The organism is Methylobacterium sp. 10, from assembly GCF_000519085.1.
GTDB lineage: Bacteria > Pseudomonadota > Alphaproteobacteria > Rhizobiales > Beijerinckiaceae > Methylobacterium.
Genome location: NZ_KI912577.1, coordinates 2,257,594 through 2,277,796 on the forward strand (window position 1 = coordinate 2,257,594; position 20,203 = coordinate 2,277,796).

Annotated in this window: 20 protein-coding genes; 14 read left to right on the forward strand and 6 right to left on the reverse strand. The window is 65.0% G+C overall.

Going from position 1 to position 20,203, the window contains the following annotated elements; genetic code table 11:
- Window positions 1-3: 3 nt before the first annotated feature.
- A complete protein-coding gene (locus K368_RS0110365; RefSeq protein WP_036266177.1) occupies window positions 4-2,046 on the reverse strand; it encodes a 4Fe-4S dicluster domain-containing protein in 2,043 nt (680 codons plus the stop codon).
- Between the two features lie 129 nt (window positions 2,047-2,175).
- Between K368_RS0110365 and K368_RS0110370 the strand changes: the two genes are divergently transcribed.
- From K368_RS0110370 to K368_RS0110425, 12 genes are all read left to right on the forward strand, one after another.
- Window positions 2,176-2,913, forward strand: a complete 738-nt coding sequence (locus K368_RS0110370; protein WP_027172348.1) for a biotin/lipoate--protein ligase family protein — start codon at window positions 2,176-2,178, stop codon at window positions 2,911-2,913.
- Window positions 2,910-4,205, forward strand: coding sequence for a porin (locus tag K368_RS0110375; protein WP_027172349.1), 1,296 nt, complete (start codon window positions 2,910-2,912; stop codon window positions 4,203-4,205). Before K368_RS0110370 ends, K368_RS0110375 begins: the two co-directional genes overlap by 4 nt.
- Window positions 4,206-4,338: 133 nt before the next feature.
- On the forward strand, window positions 4,339-4,917 hold the full coding sequence (locus K368_RS0110380) for a DUF6505 family protein (protein ID WP_027172350.1): 579 nt from the start codon (window positions 4,339-4,341) through the stop codon (window positions 4,915-4,917).
- A complete protein-coding gene (locus K368_RS0110385; protein ID WP_027172351.1) occupies window positions 4,914-5,924 on the forward strand; it encodes a DUF6352 family protein in 1,011 nt (336 codons plus the stop codon). The genes K368_RS0110380 and K368_RS0110385 overlap by 4 nt, the downstream gene beginning before the upstream one ends.
- Window positions 5,925-5,956: 32 nt before the next feature.
- Window positions 5,957-6,466 (forward strand): DUF3305 domain-containing protein, encoded by a 510-nt coding sequence (locus K368_RS0110390; RefSeq protein ID WP_036266877.1) that lies wholly within the window; start codon window positions 5,957-5,959, stop codon window positions 6,464-6,466.
- Window positions 6,463-7,101, forward strand: coding sequence for a DUF3306 domain-containing protein (locus K368_RS0110395; RefSeq protein WP_027172353.1), 639 nt, complete (start codon window positions 6,463-6,465; stop codon window positions 7,099-7,101). Before K368_RS0110390 ends, K368_RS0110395 begins: the two co-directional genes overlap by 4 nt.
- Before the next feature lie 155 nt (window positions 7,102-7,256).
- A complete protein-coding gene (locus K368_RS0110400; RefSeq protein WP_027172354.1) occupies window positions 7,257-7,844 on the forward strand; it encodes a molecular chaperone TorD family protein in 588 nt (195 codons plus the stop codon).
- 44 nt (window positions 7,845-7,888) lie between these two features.
- A complete protein-coding gene (locus tag K368_RS0110405; RefSeq protein WP_027172355.1) occupies window positions 7,889-8,113 on the forward strand; it encodes a formate dehydrogenase in 225 nt (74 codons plus the stop codon).
- Between the two features lie 7 nt (window positions 8,114-8,120).
- On the forward strand, window positions 8,121-11,063 hold the full coding sequence (locus tag K368_RS0110410; RefSeq protein WP_027172356.1) for a formate dehydrogenase subunit alpha: 2,943 nt from the start codon (window positions 8,121-8,123) through the stop codon (window positions 11,061-11,063).
- 12 nt (window positions 11,064-11,075) lie between these two features.
- Window positions 11,076-11,672 carry a formate dehydrogenase FDH3 subunit beta gene (fdh3B, locus tag K368_RS0110415; RefSeq protein WP_027172357.1) on the forward strand — a complete coding sequence of 199 codons (597 nt, stop codon included), beginning with the start codon at window positions 11,076-11,078 and terminating at the stop codon, window positions 11,670-11,672.
- 47 nt (window positions 11,673-11,719) lie between these two features.
- Window positions 11,720-12,751 carry a formate dehydrogenase subunit gamma gene (locus K368_RS0110420; protein WP_027172358.1) on the forward strand — a complete coding sequence of 344 codons (1,032 nt, stop codon included), beginning with the start codon at window positions 11,720-11,722 and terminating at the stop codon, window positions 12,749-12,751.
- A 63-nt stretch (window positions 12,752-12,814) separates the two neighbouring features.
- Window positions 12,815-13,018 carry a hypothetical protein gene (locus tag K368_RS0110425; protein WP_027172359.1) on the forward strand — a complete coding sequence of 68 codons (204 nt, stop codon included), beginning with the start codon at window positions 12,815-12,817 and terminating at the stop codon, window positions 13,016-13,018.
- 121 nt (window positions 13,019-13,139) lie between these two features.
- On the opposite strand, the gene moeB is transcribed toward K368_RS0110425, so the two are convergent.
- The gene (moeB, locus tag K368_RS0110430) at window positions 13,140-13,916 is read right to left on the reverse strand and encodes a molybdopterin-synthase adenylyltransferase MoeB (protein ID WP_027172360.1); all 777 of its coding nucleotides are present in this window, start codon (window positions 13,914-13,916) and stop codon (window positions 13,140-13,142) included.
- A 112-nt stretch (window positions 13,917-14,028) separates the two neighbouring features.
- Between moeB and dapE the strand changes: the two genes are divergently transcribed.
- Window positions 14,029-15,231, forward strand: a complete 1,203-nt coding sequence (dapE, locus tag K368_RS0110435; protein WP_027172361.1) for a succinyl-diaminopimelate desuccinylase — start codon at window positions 14,029-14,031, stop codon at window positions 15,229-15,231.
- Here dapE and truA read toward each other — a convergent pair.
- The 4 genes from truA to recR all read right to left on the reverse strand — a co-directional run bounded on the left by truA (window position 15,198) and on the right by recR (window position 18,208).
- A complete protein-coding gene (gene truA / locus K368_RS0110440) occupies window positions 15,198-15,977 on the reverse strand; it encodes a tRNA pseudouridine(38-40) synthase TruA (protein ID WP_027172362.1) in 780 nt (259 codons plus the stop codon). The genes dapE and truA overlap by 34 nt on opposite strands.
- Before the next feature lie 25 nt (window positions 15,978-16,002).
- Window positions 16,003-16,932, reverse strand: a complete 930-nt coding sequence (fmt, locus tag K368_RS0110445) for a methionyl-tRNA formyltransferase (protein WP_027172363.1) — start codon at window positions 16,930-16,932, stop codon at window positions 16,003-16,005.
- Window positions 16,933-16,960: 28 nt separating this feature from the next.
- Window positions 16,961-17,479: a peptide deformylase gene (locus K368_RS0110450; RefSeq protein WP_027172364.1), complete on the reverse strand. Its 519-nt coding sequence runs from the start codon at window positions 17,477-17,479 to the stop codon at window positions 16,961-16,963.
- 123 nt (window positions 17,480-17,602) lie between these two features.
- Entirely contained in the window at window positions 17,603-18,208 is a 606-nt protein-coding gene (recR, locus tag K368_RS0110455) for a recombination mediator RecR (RefSeq protein ID WP_027172365.1), read from the reverse strand.
- Window positions 18,209-18,556: 348 nt separating this feature from the next.
- Here recR and K368_RS0110460 point away from each other — a divergent pair, with 348 nt between their 5' ends.
- The gene (locus tag K368_RS0110460; protein ID WP_027172366.1) at window positions 18,557-20,173 is read left to right on the forward strand and encodes a phosphoenolpyruvate carboxykinase; all 1,617 of its coding nucleotides are present in this window, start codon (window positions 18,557-18,559) and stop codon (window positions 20,171-20,173) included.
- Window positions 20,174-20,203 lie beyond the last annotated feature (30 nt).

Sequence of the window (20,203 nt, forward strand, 5' to 3'; positions counted from 1 at the left end):
GATTCAGACGCCGCCATTCCCGCCCGTCTCCCGCGCCCGGAAATAGTCCTCCGAGGTTCTCGGCTTCGACCGCTCGGGCACCGTGTGCGGGTCGAAGGCCTCGTTGACGACGACCTCGACGCGGCAGGTGTCGCACATCATCAGGGTACGGATTCGGGCCTCGCCGGCGCTGCCCCGGAACATCCAGTGGCGGCCCTGAAGCTTCTCGATGACCCGCTCGATGCTGCTGCGCGTGCCGAAGGGCTTGCCGCAGGAGACGCAATCGAACGGCTCCTCCTCCTTGACGATGCGGCGCGGCTGGCTCCAAGCGGCGAAATCCACCTGCGGCTTCAGGGTGATCACATTCTCCGGACAAGTGGCGGCGCAGAGCCCGCATTGCACGCAGAGGCTTTCCTCGAAAGCCAGAAGCGGCCGATCCTGACTGTCGCTGAGGGCGTGGGTCGGGCAGGTGCCGACGCAGGCGAGGCACAGGGTGCAATCCTCGCTGCGGAAGTCGAGACCGCCGAAGGGCGATCCGGCCTCCAACGGGACCACGGCCACGGGGGCCGGGGCGGCCACATGCATCTCGCGGAAGGCGAATTGCAGCACGTTGCGCTTGGGCCCCACCGGCATGAAGGCGGCGGGAACCGGCGCGGCCGTGCCGAGGCTGCCGGACGACAGGGCGGCACCGAGCCGATCCGGATCGTCGGTCTCGATCAATGAGACCACGGGCGTCCCATCGGTGGCACCGTAGCCCAATGCCCCGGCGAGCGTGTCTGCGAGGAGCACCATCCTGCGCAGGGGCGCGATGTCGTGCTTGGGACGGTCGCGGACGAGGAGGCGGATACCCACGGCGCCGTAGGCGAGAAGCGCCGCGGCGGCCTCCGGCCCGAGCTGCGTGACCTCGTTGACGGCGACGGGAAGAACGTTGGCCGGCAGGCCGTCGCCGTAGCGGGCCAGCGCCTCGATCAGGGGCTCGCCATGCTCCTCATCGTGGAAGAGAACGATTCCGTTGCGTCCCCCGGCCTCGTGATAGGCGCGCATCAGGGTGCGCAGGCGCCGCATCAGCGCGTCGGCGGCGGGCAGGGCATAGGCGGCGGCGCCGGTGGGGCACACCGAGGCGCAGGAACCGCAGCCGGCGCAGATGTAAGGGTCGATGGCCACATGATCGCCGGCGGGCGTGATGGCCCCGGTGGGGCAGACATCGAGGCAGCGCGTGCAGCCGGTGATGCGCGAACGCGAATGGGCGCAGAGATCGGCGTGAAAGTCGACGAAGCGCGCCTTTTCGAACTCGCCGACGAGATGGGAGATCGTGAAGATCGCCCGCTCCACGGCGGCCGGATCGCGGGGATCGGCGCGAACATAGCCGCTGCGCAGGTCGTGCGCGGGAAACAGCGGCGTCCCGCCCGTCAGGTCGAGCACCACGTCGCAGGTGGAGGTGGCGCCGTCGCGCGACGGGCCGAAGGCGAGGGACTGGCGGGATGACGGGCTCGGCACCGCGTAATCGTCGATGCGCAGGGAGAACGCCCCGAGATGCCCGCTCGCCGACACGACGCTGCCCTGCAGCACGGGAAATTCGTGGCGACGCGGCACCGGCACGTCGCGGGGGCGGCTGAGCAGCACCGTCACGTCGAGATGATCGGCAAGGCGCCGTCCGGCCTCGATGGCGACCTCGTCGCTGCCGTAGATGAGGGCGACGCCCTGGCTGACCATTGCGACGGTGCCCGGCGCGGGAGACATCTCTGCCGCGGCGGCGAGGAGGGCCGCGATCTTCGGCCCGGCCGCGTCGGCCTCCGTCGACCAGCCCGCCGTCTCGCGGATGTTGACAAAGGTCACGCGGGATTCCGCCCCGGTCCCGGCGGCGATGTCGGTGAAGAGGGGGGCTTGGAGCGTGCAGGAGACGGTGACGGGCGTGCCCTGCGCCAGCGCCTCCTCAAACCGGGCGATCTCGCGCCCGCAGAGTTGATCGGCGGTCTCCAGGCGGCCACCGCACGCCTTGCCGATCGCCGCTCCATCAAGGGCGACGGTCTCATCGCAGGAGCACGCGAACACGATCCGGTCGGACACAGATTTACCCCGAACGTTTGGTCACAGCGCCAAAGAGGGCCGGCCCCCTCGCGCTCAAGTTGGTGCATCGTATACTATAACGGCTCGAAACTAGGACCCGACATACGGGCGCAGGTAGAACCGAAACGCATGGCGCCGAGCTCCGACGACCCGGACCTGATCCTACCGCCCGTCTTTTCCCTCGTGGTTACGGCCGGGCCGGAGAGCGCCTTCGACGAAGCCTGCGACGCGGCCGCATCCGGTGACGCCACCGGGGGCCTCGTCTGGCGACGAAGCGCTGAGCTGCTCGACTTTGCCGTGATCCTGGGGCCGGACGAGCCCCTCGCCACGGCGCGACGCGCCTTCTTCGCCGGCATGGTGGCGCTCGCCGAGGCCATCGGCGCGCATGGGCCGCCCGAGATCCCGGTCACCTTCGACTGGCCGGACACGATCCGCTTCGATGGCACGCGCCTTGGCGGCGGGCGTCTCGGATGGCCGTCCACCTGCGGCGAGGACGAGGTGCCGGACTGGCTCGTCTTCTCCGCCACGATCATCGCTTCGAAGGCGCGGGCCGGCGATCCCGGCCTGACGCCGGATTCGACGTCTCTGGAGAATGAGGGCTTTGCCCTCGAGGATGCAAACGGGGCCATCGTCGAGAGTTTCGCCCGGCATCTGATGAAAGCGTTCGCCGTCTGGGACGAGAACTGGTTCACGGGGATCGAACAACGCTACCTTCAGCGCCTCGCCGATGGCGGTCCATCGGCTCGGATCGGGCGGATCGACACGAATGGCGATTTCCTCGCCGATGGCGGTCGAAGACACCCTCTCATGGCGGTCCTGACGGGGGTCGCGTGGCGCGATCCGATCACCGGTGAGCCGCGCCTGTGACCGTATCGTCGAACACCCGCATCGCCTGGATCGCCGCGCTCGCGGCCTTCATGTTCCTCCCGGAAGGGCTTCGGGCCGAGGATGCCCCGAGGGGCGCGGCCATCGAGGCCAAGGGCATGCCCGGCCCCTATGGCGAGCAGCTCACCATCGACGACAAGGGCATCACCCTGACCTTTCCCGATGATTCCGTGAGATTGCGCATCGGTGGCCGTTTTCACCTCGATTTCGGTGCGGCCGGCATCCGCCAATCGGGCTTCGGCGATCCGTTCACCGACACCATCGCCGTGCGCCGCTCGTGGATCGAGACGACTTTGAGCCTCGGCAAGGATGTCGGGATCGGTTTCCAATACGATTTCGCCGATCCGGTGACGCCGATCAACGATGCGGTCCTGGTCTATCGCGGCGTGCCGGACATGCTCTTCAGTATCGGCAACGAGAAAGAGCCGTTCGGTCTCGATCAACTCGCCTCCAACAACACCATCCTCTTCACCGAGCGTGCCTTGTCCGACGCTTTCGTACCGGCCCGAAACTTCGGTTTCGCCGTCGGGAGACATGGCAAGGACTGGAGCGTCGTAACCGGAGTTTTCGGCGGCAACGCCAATACCGGCATCGGCACCGAAGGCATCGCCTCGACCAGCCGCGTGACCTACGCGCCGATCAACGACGACCACCGGACCCTGCATGTCGGTCTCGCCGGGAGCTACCGCGGCCTGCCCCGCGACGAGAGCCCGCTCTCGCTGTCCAGCCGGTCGGAAGCGTTCCTCTATGCGAGGAGCTTCGTCGATACCGGAGACATCCGCGATGCCGCCAGCATTGCGCGCATCGGCGCCGAGCTCGCCTACCGCTCCGGCCCGCTGCTGGTGAGTGCGGAATACACACGGACCGAGATCGGTCGCTTCGACGGCGCTGAGACATTGAGTTTCCAAGGCGGTTACGTGCAGGCGAGCTGGGTCCTGAACAGCGACAACCGGGCCTATCGTATGGCTCCCGACTACAACGGGACGAGCTATGCCGTCTTCGGCGGCGTCAAGGTCGCCGAGGCCCAGCGCATCACCCGAGGCGGCTTCGGCGTGTTCGAGCTCGGTCTGCGATTCTCGGCCATCGATCTCGACGATGGCGGGATACGCGGCGGCATCGAACGAGACGGCACGGTGGGACTATCGTGGTATCCTGACACCAACATCCGCATCATGGCCGATTACGTCCGGTCGCATACGTCACCCTCCGCGATCCAGAATGGCCGGACCATCGATGCCGATACGTTCATCGGCCGGTTCCAACTGTACTGGTGAACCCGTGTCGTCCTTATCCGCGAGCAATTGCGGACGCCCCGCACCAGATACCGGCCTTGAACGCCATGATCATCGCCGTCATCCGGAACGCGAGTTCGGCCGGCGGCGACAGGATGGGTCTTCGGAATCTTCGATGAGCAGTCTCAAACTTCCACGGACCATTCGCCTCGACCCTTCGGACACCTTCGTGTTCGCGCAGGCTGCCGAGCCCGGCGAATGGGCGGTGGCCGGGTCGTTCCTGTTCTGGGATGCCGATGTCCCGCTGCTCCAGGGCAAGGAGCGGACGGCGTTCCGCTCGGGTTTCCTCGGCGTGACGTCCCTGGGATTCTCGACCCTGGTCGTGGTGACCGAGGCGACTCCGACCGAGCGGGACGCGGCCGTGGAGGATCTGGCGCGCCATCTCTGCGAGCGCCTCGGCGCCCCGAGCCTCGACGTGGCCCGCGTCGCCGCGGCGGAGGAGATCGAGTTCGCCGGCTCCTTGTGCCAGCCCTCCATCGGCAGCGTGATCGCCCTGCACAGGACCTTCGAGGACGGCGAGATTCGGGAGGCGTTCCGCACCCTGCACCAGCGCGGGCCCGGTGTGGCGGGAGCCGACAAGCTTCATGCTCATGCGCGGGCCTTCACCTTCGTCGAGACCGACGACGAACTTGAGGAGCGGGCGGACCTCATCGGTATGGCGGCGGCACCGAGATCGAAAGGTGAAGGACGATGACCGAGTTCTGGGTCTCCAGCGGCCACCATCTCGCCGGGCGCACGGAGGGGGGCGGTCTTGCGGTCACCGACGAGCTCATCCTCGCTTATCTCGCCAGGCCGGAGCTGGTGCCGCCCGAGGAGGCCTGCATGGCCGAGCGGGCGCTTCACCGCAGCCTCGTGAGTGCACCGCGCCGGCCGGTCTCCCCCGGTGAGATCGCCGCCATGGTGGATGCGGACGCACGCGAGAACTGGATGATGATGCTCGCCTTCCGTGACCGCTTGACGGCCGCGCGCTCCGTGGAGGCAGCCTATCTCGACCTCGTTCGCGGCGGCTTGAACGGGACGCCGCCGATCTTCCTCAACCAGTTGGCGCATCTCATCCTGCGCAACGCCCTCGATGGATGCGACGACCCCTACACCCTCCGCGCCGGTGAACTCTTCTTCCGGCCCCAGCGCGTCTCCTTCGTCGATGGTGCGGCCTTCCTGGCCGATGCCGAGGTGATCGAGGCGCGCGAGACCGGCGCCGCACAATCGCCCCTCGTCGCCATGCTCGGCAAGGAAGCGGCAAACGAACTCGACGTGCTCACGGACGAGACCGCCTGGACCTATTGGAGCCGCTCGGACGCCTTCACCATGGCGCTCAACCTCGGAAGCAATCCGAAGAGCCGCGACGGCCTCGCCCGCGCCATCGAGGCCTGGATCCGCCACCTCCTGCACGTGGACGCGACGGTTGAGCCGATCGCGTCCATGGACGATCCGGATTGGCGCTGGTTCGTCGGGCTCGATGCCCAGGCGACCCGGATCGGCAACGCCCTTTGGAACGGCGAGGCCCTGGACGAGGCAAGCCGCATGCGCATCCTGGCCTTGTTCCGCCTGACCTTCGCCGACGACTGGCGGATCGACCGGCGCGTGGCCGGGCGACCGGTATATCTGCTCCTGGCGATGGATGCCGAAAAGCGCGTCTCCCTGAAACCCCAGAATCTGGTGATGGGATTGCCGATCACCGCCGGTGCGGAGGCTGCATGACCGAGACCGGCCAAACGAATCCGTCGAGGCCCATGCCCGACGATCGGTTCGAAGTGGGGATTATCGTCGCCAAGCGGGCCCTGAAGAGCCGTTGGGCGAGCCATGCCTGGCTGCCGGTGGCCGCCCTGCCCGCGATTCCCGTCACGGAACCCTGGACGGTACTCTCGGCGACGCCAGAGGAGAAAACCTATTACGCCGGTGCCTACGAGGTCTCGCTTCACCCCGCCGAGACATCGCATTACCGCGACAACCTGATCTCGGGCCGGCCTTCCCTCTGGGTTGCCCTGCGGCAGATCGCTGAGGGCAGTTACGAGGTGGCGAACGTGACGGCCGATCCCTACGAGGGAGAATCCATGGCCGAAGGAATCGGCGAGGTCGTGGAGGCGGTTCCGATGCCCGAGGAGGTCCAGGCAAAGGTTCTGGCCTTTTTCGATGCCTTCCACGTCGAACAAGTGTTCCACAAGCGCAAGCGCGACAGGGCCGATCCGGAGGCCCTGGCCCGCCAGGGCACCGGCACGCGCAGGCGGGGTGACGAGGGATGAGCGGCAGCGACTTCTTCTCGCGCTGGTCGAAGCGCAAGCATGCTCTCGTCCGTGAGCTCCCGCCCACGCGCGACCCGTTAGAGAGTGAGCCGGTTCCCCTCTCGGACGAGCTTGCCGATGGCGAGACCTTGCCGCCCGAGGAGCTCGCCAAGCTGCCCTCCCTGGATAGCCTGACGGCTCAGACCGACCTGATTCAGTTCCTGCGGGCCGGCGTGCCGATGGTGATGCGCAAGGCGGCCCTGCGCCGCATGTGGTCGCTCGACACAAACATCCGCGACTATGTCAGCGAAGCGCGGGAATACGCCTACGACTGGAATGCGGTGGGTGGCGTGCCGGGGAACGGCCCACTTCTGCCCACGGACGACATCAAGGCCATGCTGCGAGACATCTTCGATGGAACGCCAGTCGAAGAAGCGGAGCCCGAGCCGATGACCGTCGAGGCCAAGCCGATCGAAGCCGATCGGCTTGGGGAACAAGCTGCTCCCGCGAGAACCGGCGCCGATAGCGATCCCGCCGGCGCGGAAGAACAGCTCGTCGCGTTGCCGCACAGCTTGGCCGTTTCGCCGCCAACTCCCGCTACCGTGCATGCGGCCACTCCGAGACCGCGACGACATGGCCGTGCTGTCCCGCTTTGAGCTATTAAAAACTACGTTGCGCACGTCCCAATCCGGGCTATTGTGGCCGAAGTGAATTCACTTCGCCCGCGATCGGGTCGCGGTTTGAGGATGGTATGCGTTCGGTGGAATTGTTTCGCGAAGACGAGGCGAAACCCGCTTCCGGCACGCCCGGCATGACGCAGCCGGTCGCTGAAGACGTCGATTTTCTGCGTGCCCATTTCTACGATCTTCTCGCGGCCCTGACTGGTCGGGCGCCTTCGGAGGACATCCTGTCACTCTTGGCCGGCTCTGGCGGCAACGAGAGTCCCCTGGGCAGGGCGAGTTCCTCCCTCGCTCGCGAAGCGGCCGGCGCGGACCTCAAGAAGGTCGGGCGCGAGTATTTCGATCTCCTCGTCGGCGTCGGGCGCGGCGAGGTCGTACCACACGCCTCCTATTATCTGACCGGCTTCCTCAACGAGCGGCCGCTGGCCCGCATTCGCCAGGATCTGGCCCGGCTCGGAATCGAAGCCTCTGGCGGCATGAGTGAACCGGAAGACCACGCGGCAATGCTGCTCGAGACCATGGCGGGTCTCGTATCGGGCCGGTTCGAGACCGGAGCGGGCGAGGACCGCGTCTTCTTCGAACGGCATCTAAAACCCTGGGTCGGGCGTTTGTTCGACGACGTGGCGGCCAATACCCGTTCGGCTTTTTACCGCGCCGTGGGCGACCTCGGCCGGACCTTCATCGACATCGAGACCCAGGCCTACGCACTCGACGCGTGAGGCTGGGGTCACTGGTACATCGGTCGCATTCAGGAGTGACGAGCATGCGGGACGATCGAAAGGACGAGATGGGACGGCGCCATTTCTTCCGCGCACTCGGTGGTGGATCGGTGGCTGCCGCCGCCGCGATCACGGCCCAGCCTATGATCGCGACGCCCGCGCAGGCCTACGATCCTGGCGCCGAGGAGACGAAGGCCCGCTACCGCGAGTCCGACCACGTCAAGGCCTTCTACCGAACCAACGGCTACGAGACCCTGAAGAAGATTTGAGGGCGCCATGCTGATCAAGCGCAAGACCAGCGGCCCGGGCCGCTCCTTTCATCCGGCTGTGGCCATCGGCGAGGCGCCGAAGGCCCTCGACCGTCGCGCATTCCTGCGCAATTCCGGCCTTGTGGCCGGCGGTCTGGCCGCCGCTGGCTCGATCCAGCTCGGCTCCATGCGCAAGGCCCAAGCCGCCGGCTCCTCTGCGATCGGTCCTGAGGTCACCGTGAAGAAGAACATCTGCACCCACTGCTCGGTGGGCTGTACGGTGACGGCTGAGGTGGTGAATGGCGTCTGGGTCGGCCAGGAGCCGTCTTTCACCAGTCCAATCAACCGGGGCACGCATTGTGCCAAGGGCGCTGCGATCCGCGAGCTCGTCTCCAGCGACCGCCGCCTGAAATACCCGATGAAGATGGTCGACGGGCAATGGACCCGCATCTCGTGGGACCAAGCCATCGACGAGATCGGCGACAAGATCACGGGCCTGCGCGACAAATACGGCCCGGATTCGGTGTACTGGCTCGGCTCGGCCAAATTCACCAACGAGGCCGCGTACATCTTCCGTAAGCTCGGGGCCTTCTGGGGCACCAACTCGGTGGATCATCAGGCCCGCATCTGTCACTCGACCACGGTGGCCGGTGTGGCCAACACCTGGGGCTATGGCGCGCAGACGAATTCCTACAACGATATCCGGAATGCCAAGACAATGATCATCCTTGGCGGTAATCCCGCCGAGGCCCATCCGGTCTCCCTCCAGCATGTGCTCTCCGGCAAGGAGATCAACCGCGCGAACATGATCGTCATCGATCCCCGTTTCACGCGCACGGCCGCCCATGCCACCGATTACGTCCGGATCCGCTCCGGCACCGATATCCCGGTGGTCTGGGGTATCCTTTGGCACGTTTTCGAGAACGGCTGGGAAGACAAGGAATTCATCAGCCAGCGTGTCTACGCCATGGATGATGTCCGCAAGGAAGTCGCCAAGTGGAATCCCGAAGAAGTCGAACGGGTCTCCGGCGTGCCAGGCGAGCAACTGAAGCGTGTCGCCAAGCTCTTTGCCACGGAGAAGCCCGCGACCCTGATCTGGTGCATGGGCGCGACCCAACACACGGTGGGGACCGCCAACGTCCGCGCCCTCTGCATCCTCTGCCTCGCTACCGGCAATGTCGGCAAGCCGGGCACGGGAGCCAACATCTTCCGGGGCCACACTAACGTCCAGGGGGCAACCGACATGGGCCTCGATGTGACGTCGCTGCCGCTCTATTACGGCCTCGTCGAAGGTGCCTGGAAGCATTGGGCCCGCGTCTGGGACGTCGAGTACGACTGGCTGCAGGCGCGCTTCGATGAGGTACCGGCCAAGGGCGGACGGAAGTCCCGCACGCGCAAGGAGAGCATGGAATCGCCGGGCATCACCTCGACGCGGTGGTTCGACGGCGTAAACCTGCCTGAGGATCAGGTCGACCAGCGCACCGGCATCAAGGCGATGATGGTGTTCGGCCATGGCGGCAACACCGTCACCCGACTGCCGGAGGCGGTGAAGGGTCTCGGCAAGCTCGACCTTCTCGTGGTCGCGGACCCGCACCCCACCACCTTCGCCGCCCTCGATGCGCGGCGCGACAACACCTACCTCTTGCCGATCTGCACCTCCCTGGAGATGGACGGCAGCCGCACGGCCTCGAACCGGTCGATCCAGTGGGGCGAGCAGATTGTCAAGCCGGCCTTCGAATCGAAGAATGACTACGAGGTGGTCTATCGCTTGGCGCAAAAGCTCGGCTTCGGCGACAAGATGTTCAAGAACATCAAGGTCGTGGATAACGTGCCCGAGGCGGAGGACATCCTGCGGGAGATCAACCGCGGCGGCTGGTCCACCGGCTATTGCGGCCAGAGCCCTGAGCGGCTCAAGGCGCATATGCGTAACCAGGCCAAGTTCGACTTGGTGACTCTGCGCGCGCCCAAGGATGACCCCGAAGTGGGTGGCGACTATTACGGCCTGCCCTGGCCGTGCTGGGGCAAGCCCGAACTGAAACATCCGGGAACCCATATCCTCTACAACACTAACCTCCACATCAAGGATGGGGGCGGCACCTTCAGGGCGCGCTTCGGCACCGAGCGCAACGGCGTGACCTTGCTCGCCGAGGATTCCTTCGCGAAGGGATCGGATCTCACCGACGGGTATCCCGAATTCACCATGGCGGTGTTCAAGAAGCTCGGCTGGGACAAGGATCTCACCGCCGAGGAGATGGCGAGCATCACCAAGACCGGCGGGGCCAATATCGATGCGGTGAGCTGGGCCACCGACTTGTCGGGCGGCATTCAGCGCGTCTGCCTTGACCACGGCGTGACGCCATACGGCAACGGCAAGGCCCGGGCGAATGCCTGGAACCTGCCTGACCCGGTTCCCGTACACCGCGAGCCGATCTACACGCCGCGTCCCGACCTCGTGGCGAAGTACCCGACGCGCCCCGACGAGCGTCAGCTGCGTATGCCGAATATCGGATTCTCGGTGCAGAAGGCGGCAGTGGATCGCGGCATCGCTAAGGACTTCCCGATCATCCTCACGTCCGGCCGCCTCGTGGAATACGAGGGCGGCGGCGAGGAGACGCGGTCGAACCCGTGGCTCGCCGAGCTGCAGCAGGACATGTTCGTCGAGATCAACACCGGCGATGCCACCGATCGCGGAATTAAGGACGGTCAGTTCGTCTGGGTCTCCGGCCCCGAGAACAACGCCAAGGCCAAGGTGAAGGCGCTGGTGACGGATCGGGTGGGCAAAGGCGTCGCCTTCATGCCGTTCCACTTCTCCGGGTGGTACCAGGGCGAAGACATGCGGAAATTCTATCCGCACGGCACCGACCCTGTGGTGCTGGGCGAGAGCTCGAACAACACGACGACCTACGGCTTCGATCCTGTGACGGGCATGCAGGAGACGAAGTGCACCCTCTGTCAGATCCGGGCCGTTTAAGGGACAATCGCTATGGCTCGTATGAAATTCCTCTGCGACGCGGACCGCTGCATCGAGTGCAACGCCTGCGTCACCGCCTGCAAGAACGAGCACGAGGTGCCCTGGGGCATCAACCGGCGGCGCGTCGTCACCCTCAATGACGGCAAGCCCGGCGAGCGTTCGGTCTCCATGGCCTGCATGCACTGTACCGACGCCCCCTGCGCGGCGGTGTGCCCGGTGAATTGCTTCTACACCACGGCCGACGCAGTGGTTCTGCATTCCAAGGATATCTGCATCGGCTGCGGCTACTGCTTCTACGCCTGCCCGTTCGGCGCACCGCAATATCCGAAGGTCGGCAATTTCGGGTCCCGCGGCAAGATGGACAAATGCACCTACTGCGCTGGCGGACCCGAATCTGATTTCTCGACCATCGAGTACGAGAAGTATGGTTCGAACCGCCTTGCCGAAGGCAAACTGCCGCTCTGCGCCGAGATGTGTTCGACCAAGGCCCTGCTCGCTGGCGACGGCGACATGATCGCCGAAATTTACAAGCAGCGCGTGATCAAGCGAGGTTACGGCTCCGGCGCCTGGGGCTGGAAGACCGCCTATCGCGAAACCGTTGCTATCTAAGCGCCGGACTGGACTGCCGGGGTCGAGACTTTAGGAAGGAAACGCCGATGCGGCGGACACCGACGACTTTCAGGACGCTCATTGCAGCGACCATCCTCACGGCGGCTGTCGGCGCCTCGTCGACTTCCTTCGCGCAGCAGACGCGCGACGGCCTGAACCCGACCGGGCAGAACCCGACGGCGGAATCCGTGAATGAGGAATTCCTGTTCAAGCAGGATCCTAAGATCACCGGTCGTATCAGCATCCCGGACGGCAAGGCCGCGAATCTGATCCAGCCCGCCGGCCGGGATTATCGCGACTTCCGGGAATGGTGGCTGCCCTGGCTCAGTGCGCTGGCAGTCCTCGGCGCCATTGCGCTTCTCGGCCTGTTCTACTTCTTCCGGGGCCGCATCCTGATGGAGCGCGGACCCGATACCGGCCGCAAGATCCTGCGTTTCAACGGTTTCGAGCGCTTCGCGCATTGGATGACGTCGAGCTGCTTCATCATCCTGGCCCTGTCCGGACTCAATTACATCTTCGGCAAGCGCCTGCTGATGCCGCTGATCGGCGCTGACGCGTTCGGCGTGGTGGCTCAATACGCCAAGTTCAGCCACATCTATTTGGCGTGGCCGTTCATGATCGGCGTCGCCCTGATGCTGGTGCTCTGGCTGAAGGACAACATTCCGAACAAGATCGACATCGCCTGGATCAAAGCCTTCGGTGGCTTCGTCGGCGACAAGCATCCTAGTGCCGGCCGCTTCAACGCCGGCCAGAAGATGGTGTTCTGGATGGTGATCGGCTTCGGCTCGGCCATGAGCGTCACCGGCCTGATGATGATCTTTCCCTTCGCCCTCACCGACATCACCGGGATGCAGCTGATGCAGGTGATCCACGCCCTCATCGGCATCGCCTTCATCGCCGGCATCCTCGCCCATATCTACATCGGTACCCTCGGCATGGAGGGAGCCTACGACGCCATGGGAAGCGGCAAGGTCGATCTCGGCTGGGCCAAGGTCCACCACGATCTTTGGGTCGAGCAGGAGCAGGCCAAGAACGCGAGCGGCCCCCAACTTGGGCGCCATCAGGTGCCTGCCGAGTAACCTACCGGACAAGTACAGACATTCGGCGACCGGCGCCGGCATGTCGAGGATCGGACAGCGTCCATGAAAGCCTTCATCATCGCCCTCGTCGTCGCCGTTGCCCTCGGCACGCTGGCCGCCGCGCTTCTCAACCAACAGCAGCGTTTCGCCTATCAGGCTTTCTCGACCTCCGGTGCGCGGGTCTCCGACCCAGCCGGGCACAGCAATCTCGTCGGGCCGCATTGGAACGGGGTCACGCCCGATCCGGACAAACCGTCGAAATCCTGAACCCCGCGCCCTCGCGGATCGCCCACCGTGCTGGTTCAAGTGCGCGCGCAGCTATGCGCCGCCGCCGTCCCGCCGCAGTGGAATCGGCGGGTAAAGGACGGCAGAAGCGACCTTCTGGACCTTACGTCGCTGTTCCATTCAAAGGATTGCCCTCGTCCCAGCCATAGGCGAGCGTCTCGAAGCGCATGGATCGGGCATCGACCATGAGCAGCCTTCCAACCAGCGGCTCGCCGAAATCCGCCACCGCCCGGATCACTTCCATCGCCATCAGTGAACCCATTACCCCGGCCAGCGCGCCGAGTATGCCGGCTTCCGCGCAGGTAGGCACGCTGCCGGGGGGAGGCGGGTTCGGGAACAAGCAGCGATAGGTTGGATTAGGGCGGCAGTCCGGTCCAGTCTCATGGGCACGGATCGTGGTCAGGGTGCCATCGAACTGCCCGAGGGCGGCTGTGACGAGCGGACGCCTGGCGTGGAAACAGGCATCAGATACGGCATAGCGGGTCGCGAAATTGTCCGATCCATCGGCGACGATATCGTACCCGCCAATCAGGCCGACGGCATTGTCTCCGTCGATCCGCAGGAGATGCGGTTCGATCCGCACATGCGGATTCAGGCGAGCCACGGCGTCGGTTGCGCTGTCGATTTTCGGGCGGCCGATATCGGGTGTCCCGTGGATCACCTGACGCTGCAGGTTCGAAAGTGAAACGGTATCATCGTCGACGATGCCGATCGTTCCGATGCCGGCCGCTGCCAAATATTGGATCAGCGGAGCGCCGAGCCCACCAGCTCCGATGACGAGCACCCGCGCCGCCTGTATACGTGCCTGTCCCGGTCCTCCTACCTCGCGCAGGACGAGGTGGCGGGCGTAGCGTTCGACTTCGTCGCTCGTGAAGGCCATGACAGTGAAATAGCCTCTGTGACGGGGCGCCGAAAGGCCACCGGGACGGTATTTGCGTCAGGCTGCTCCGCCGCCTATTCGCGATGGCAGAATGTCCCATCTCGAAGAGACGATGCCCGTGTCATCTCCTGTTATCTCTGATCGCTCGCCGCTGGCCCTCGCACAGGCACTCCTCCGTTGTCCGTCAGTGACGCCGGCAGAGGGCGGTGCCCTGCAATGGCTTGGCAGTGTCTTGGAGGAGGCGGGTTTCACCGTCGAGCGCCCGCGCTTCTCGGAGCCCGGAACGCCCGATATCGATAATCTGTACGCGCGGATCGGGACGGGCCGCCCCTATCTCCTTTTCGCCGGTCATACCGATGTCGTCCCGCCCGGCGCCGTCGAATCGTGGCGTCACGGGCCGTTCGACGGCGCGGTATCGAACGGGATGCTCTACGGCAGGGGCGCCGTCGACATGAAGGGCGGGATCGCCTGCATGCTTTCCGCAGCCCTCTCGTTCATTGCTGAGCGCGGAGGGGAGTTTAGCGGCTCGCTTGGGTTCCTCATTACCGGCGACGAGGAAGGACCTGCCGTCAACGGCACGGTAAAGCTACTTGCATGGGCGAAGGCGCGGGGCGAGCGTTTCGATCACTGCCTTCTAGGCGAGCCCACAAACCCGGCGTGCCTCGGCGAGATGATCAAGATCGGCCGGCGCGGCTCCCTCACCGGCAAGCTCGTCGTTCATGGCCGTCAGGGTCATGTGGCGTATCCCCACAAGGCCGAGAACCCCGTTCCCGGCATGCTAACTCTCGCCTCCGCCCTTCTCGACGAGCCCCTCGATGGCGGTACCGCGCATTTCGATGCGTCGAACCTCGAATTCACCACCATCGATGTCGGCAATCCGGCCACCAACGTCATTCCGGCTGATGCCCGAGCCACGTTCAACATTCGCTTCAACGAGGGCTGGACAGCTGAGACCCTGGGAGCCGAGATCCGGCGGCGGCTGGAGGTGGCCGCAGGCAATACGGTCCGCTTCACCCTGGACCTTCAGCCTTCGAATTCGCCTGCCTTCCTTACCGCACCGGACGCGTTCACCGACCTCATGATTGAGGCGATCGAGGCGGAGACCGGGCTGCGCCCGGTCTTGTCCACCACCGGGGGTACGTCAGATGCCCGTTTCATCAAAGATGCCTGCCCGGTTATCGAGTTCGGCCTCGTTGGCGAAACCATGCACCAGACCGACGAACGCGTGGCGGTCGCCGACCTAGATCGGCTCACGGCGATCTACGAGCGGGTGCTGTTGGCTTACTTTTCCGGACCCTCGCCTTCGGACAGATGATAATCCACCCCCACGAAGGTCAGCCCCTTCGCAGGCGCCATAGGGCCGCAGCGGGAGCGGTCGCGACTCGCCAGGATTTCGGCAACCTCGGCGATGCCGAAGCGGCCGCAGCCCGCCATCATCAGCGTTCCCACCATGGCGCGCACTTGATGATGCAGGAAAGAGCGCGCCGAAGTCGAGATCACGATCTCCTCGAACAGGCCCACTGTCGCCTTGGCGATGTCCAGTTGTTCGAGGGTGCGGATCGGACTGTTCGCCTGACACTCGGCCGCACGAAAGGCGGTGAAGTCGTGTCGGCCGAGCAGTCCCTGCGCGGCCTGGTGCATCATCTCCGCGTCGAGCGCCCATGGCACGTGCCAGACTTGATTGCGCGTCAGGGCGGGCGGGCTTCGGCGGTTGAAGATACGATAGCGGTAATGCCGTCGGATGGCGGAATGGCGCGCATCGAAACCGGAGCCGACCCGCTCGGCGCTGATGATGGCCACCGGAAGCGGGCGCAGATGCGCGTTCAGGGCGTCGCGCACCGTATCCGTACGCCATTCCTTCGTGAGGTCCAGATGGGCGACCTGATGGATGGCGTGGACGCCGGCATCGGTGCGACCAGCGCAGGTGAGGCGTAGATCCTCGCCTGAGAAGCGTTTGACGGCGTCCTCGATGGCGCCCTGCACGGTGAGGTCCTCGGCCTGTCGCTGCCATCCGCAGAACGGGGCGCCGTCATACTCGATGACAAGCTTGTAGCGGGGCATCAGCCACGTTCCTCGGTGCTGGTCTTCACGGAAACCGCGTTCCCGGCACCAGATGCGCGCCGCGCACGAAGTCCGATCCCTTGACGGCGCCGCCCTTGCTGGCCCGGCGTAGCTCGTTGAGCCGCACAGCGCCCTCGCCACAGGCGATGGTGCCGGCCGTATCGAGCAGAATGCCGTGAGCGCCCTCTCCCTCCGCTGGCATGGCGCGCAACACTTTCACCCGTTCCGGCCCTTTACCGAGATCGGCCTCGAAGAAGGCGCCGGGGAAGGGCGAGAGCCCGTTGATGTGGTTCGCCACCTCACGCGCCGGCTTGGACCAATCGATGCGCGCCTCGTCATTGGTGATTTTGTGTGCGTAGATGAGACCCTCCTCGGCCTGGGGCATGAGGGTGAGGGGCCCGTCTTCCAGCTTGCGGAGGGCTTGGCACATGAGCGCCGCGCCGACCGGCATTAGCGTATCGTGGAGGTCTCCCGCGCTCATTCCGGGGGCGATGGCGACCCGTTCCTTCATGGCGACAGGACCGGTATCGAGGCCCGCTTCCATGCGCATGATTCCGACGCCGCTCTCCGTATCCCCTGCCATGATCGCACGCTGGATCGGTGCCGCCCCGCGCCAGCGGGGCAGGAGGGAGGCGTGGAGGTTCAGGCAACCGTGGCGTGGCACTTCGAGGATCGCCTCCGGCAGTAGCATCCCGTAGGCAACCACCACGCCGACGTCGCATCCGTGGGATCGAAAAACGGCAAGCGCGTCCGGCGTCTTCAGAGTCGCGGGCGTGAGGACCGGCAGGCCGAGCCTGTCCGCCAGGGCATGGACAGGGGACGGGCGCAGCGCCATGCCACGCCCGGAGCGTGCGGGAGCGCGGGTGTAGACTGCCGCGATCTCGTGGCCGTCCTCGACCAAGCGCGCCAGGGTCGCGACGGCGAAGTCGGGCGTCCCCATGAAGACGAGCTTCATCTCGCGCGCTCTCTGCTGAAGAATAAGATCAGGCGTCCTCGCTCCGCTTGGCCGCCTTGACGAATTTTTTGATGACGCGGTCGCGCTTCAGCTTCGACAGGTGATCGATGAAGAGCACGCCGTCGAGGTGATCGATCTCGTGCTGGATACAAGTGGCCAGAAGCCCGTCCGCATCGATCTCGTGGGTTTCCCCATCAAGGTCGCGGAAGCGAACGCGCACCCGGTCAGGCCGCTCCACCTCGCCGTAATACTCCGGGATCGACAGGCAGCCCTCGTCGTAGACGCGCTTCTCCTCCGAGGCCCAAACGATCTCCGGATCGATGAAGACCTGCGGCTGACGTGCATTCTCGTCCTTCGACGTGTCGATGGTCACCACGCGCTTGGTCACGCCGACCTGGATGGCGGCGAGGCCGACGCCTGGAGCATCGTACATGGTCTCCAGCATGTCGGCGGCGAGGGTGCGAATCTCATCGTCGATCGCACCGACGGGGGTCGACACCTGACGCAGGCGGGCGTCTGGCAGAATGACGAGGGGACGGATTGTCATGGCTCGGCCGGATCTAACAATGAAAAAGGCCCGGCTCCCTGACTTCCGGGTCTGCCATGCCGGCATCGCAGATAAGGTTTGGCGGATGGTCGGTCAAATCAGACGAGAGGTAACGATAGCGCCTCAGAAGGCCGTCCGGCTTCGAATGGCGGCCGAGAGCGTACCCTCATCGAGATAGTCGAGCTCCCCCCCCACCGGCACCCCATGGGCGAGGCGGGTCACTTTTAGCCCGTGATGCGCCAAAGATTCCGTGACGTAATGCGCCGTCGTCTGACCATCGACCGTGGCGTTCAGCGCGAGGATGATCTCGCGGACATCGCCGTTCCCGGCCCGATCCACGAGGCTCGCGAGGTTGAGATGCTCTGGCCGGACGCCATCGAGGGCGGAGAGCACGCCGCCGAGGACGTGATAGCGCGCGGTCACCGCGCCCGACCGCTCCAGGGCCCAGAGATCTGAGACATCCTCGACCACCACCAGGATGGAGGGATCGCGCGATGTGTCTCGGCAGATGGTGCAGGGGTCGCTGGTATCGACGTTACCGCATTCCCGGCACACAACGATGCGCTCGGAGGCGACCTTCATCGCCTCCGCCAGCGGAGCGAGCAGCGCTTCGCGCTTCTTGATGAGATGCAGAGCCGCGCGCCTCGCCGAGCGCGGCCCGAGCCCCGGCATGCGGGCGAGGAGCTGGATCAGGCGCTCGATTTCGGGACCGGCAACGGCTTGAGCCATACGTGTTCCGTCAGACGGCCTTGGCCGTACTCGTGAAAAAAGGGTCGGATCTCGGTGTCTTGTAGTCGGGAATTGTCGCCGCTGCATGCGTTGCGACGCCGCTCCGGTCTTTGTTCGGCTATCCCTTTATTTTTCTGACAGATCGATCCGTTCGTCTTTGAAACCGATGCCGGCTCAATTGACCGGTGTTCATCGCGGAATAAGCAGGTCAGCGCGATAGAGTGGCGAACCTGCGCGCGGCGGACCTGAACGACCTCGCGGACGCTCCATCGGATGGGCCGGAAGACAAATGGGAGATTCCGGCAAAGCCAAACATCAAAGCGATCAGGTGTTCGAGGAGTAACGGACGTGACACATTTCGGCGAGTTCAACGCCAGCCATGGACCCGAGAAAATCGGCCTGCGCGACCTCAAGGCGGTTCATTGGAACCTCGAAGCTCCTCGCCTCTACGAGGAATCCCTGAGCCGCAGTGAATCGCAACTTGCCCATGGCGGCGCCCTCGTCGCGACAACGGGTAGCCATACCGGTCGTTCGCCCAGGGACAAGTTTATCGTCCGCGACGCCAGCACCGAGAACGAAATCTGGTGGGAGAACAACGGTGCGATCACGCCTGAGCAGTTCGAGACCCTGTACCAGGATTTCCTCGGCCATGCCGAGGGGCGCGAGCTCTTCGCCCAGGATCTCTATGGCGGCGCCGATCCGGCCCACCGCGTCCAGGCGCGGGTCTTCACCGAACTCGCTTGGCACTCGCTCTTCATCCGCAACCTGCTGATCCGGCCCGAGCGCTCGTCACTCGCCGATTACGTCCCAGATCTGACGATCATCGACCTGCCGAGCTTCCAGGCCGAGCCGCACCGCCATGGCTGTCGCTCGAAGACCGTCATCGCCATCGACTTCACACGGAAGATCGTCCTCATCGGTGGTAGCGCCTATGCCGGCGAAATAAAGAAATCCGTCTTCACGTATCTAAATTTTGTGCTCCCCGGCGCTGGCGTGATGCCGATGCACTGCTCGGCCAACGCGGCGCTCGATGCCCAAGGCGATTCGGCCCTCTTTTTCGGTCTGTCCGGAACCGGCAAGACGACGCTCTCCAATGATTCCTCGCGGCAGCTGCTCGGCGATGACGAGCACGGCTGGAGCAAGGACGGCATCTTCAACTTCGAGGGCGGCTGCTACGCCAAGACCATCCGTCTCTCGCGCAATGCCGAGCCGGAGATCTACGCCACTACCGAACGCTTCGGCACCGTAATGGAGAACGTGGTGATCGATCCGCTGTCGCGGCGTCCCGATTTCGACGACGCAACGCTCACCGAAAATACCCGCTGCGCCTATCCGCTCGATTTTATCGCTAATGCCAGCGCCACGGGACGGGCAGCGCACCCGAAGAACATCGTCATGCTCACCTGCGACGCATTCGGAGTGATGCCGCCGATCGCCAGGCTGACGGGCGCGGAAGCGATGTACCATTTCCTTTCCGGCTACACCGCCAAGGTCGCCGGCACGGAGCGTGGCCTGACCACACCGGAGGCAACGTTCTCGACTTGCTTCGGGGCACCCTTCATGCCGCGCCATCCGAGCGTCTACGGCAACCTGCTGCGCGACCTCATCGCTCATCACGATGTCGATTGCTGGCTGGTGAACACCGGCTGGACCGGTGGAGGCGTCGGCACAGGGCGGCGTATGCCGATCCGGGTCACGCGACGACTACTGGCTGCAGCCTTGGATGGGTCGCTGTCGAAGGCGGAATTCCGCCGCGATCCGTATTTCGGCTTCGCAGTCCCGGCATTCGTTCCGGGTGTCGAGCCGCATATCCTTCAGCCGGTGAAGACGTGGGAAAATAAGGTCGCCTTCGCCGACACGGCGACGCGGCTGGTGACGATGTTCAAGGACAACTTCAAACGCTTCGAGGACCATGTGGACGCGGACGTACGCGCCGCAGAGCCCGTGCGGGTCATCGCCGCCTGACGACGGACCATCGCCCGATCCCGCCTCGCG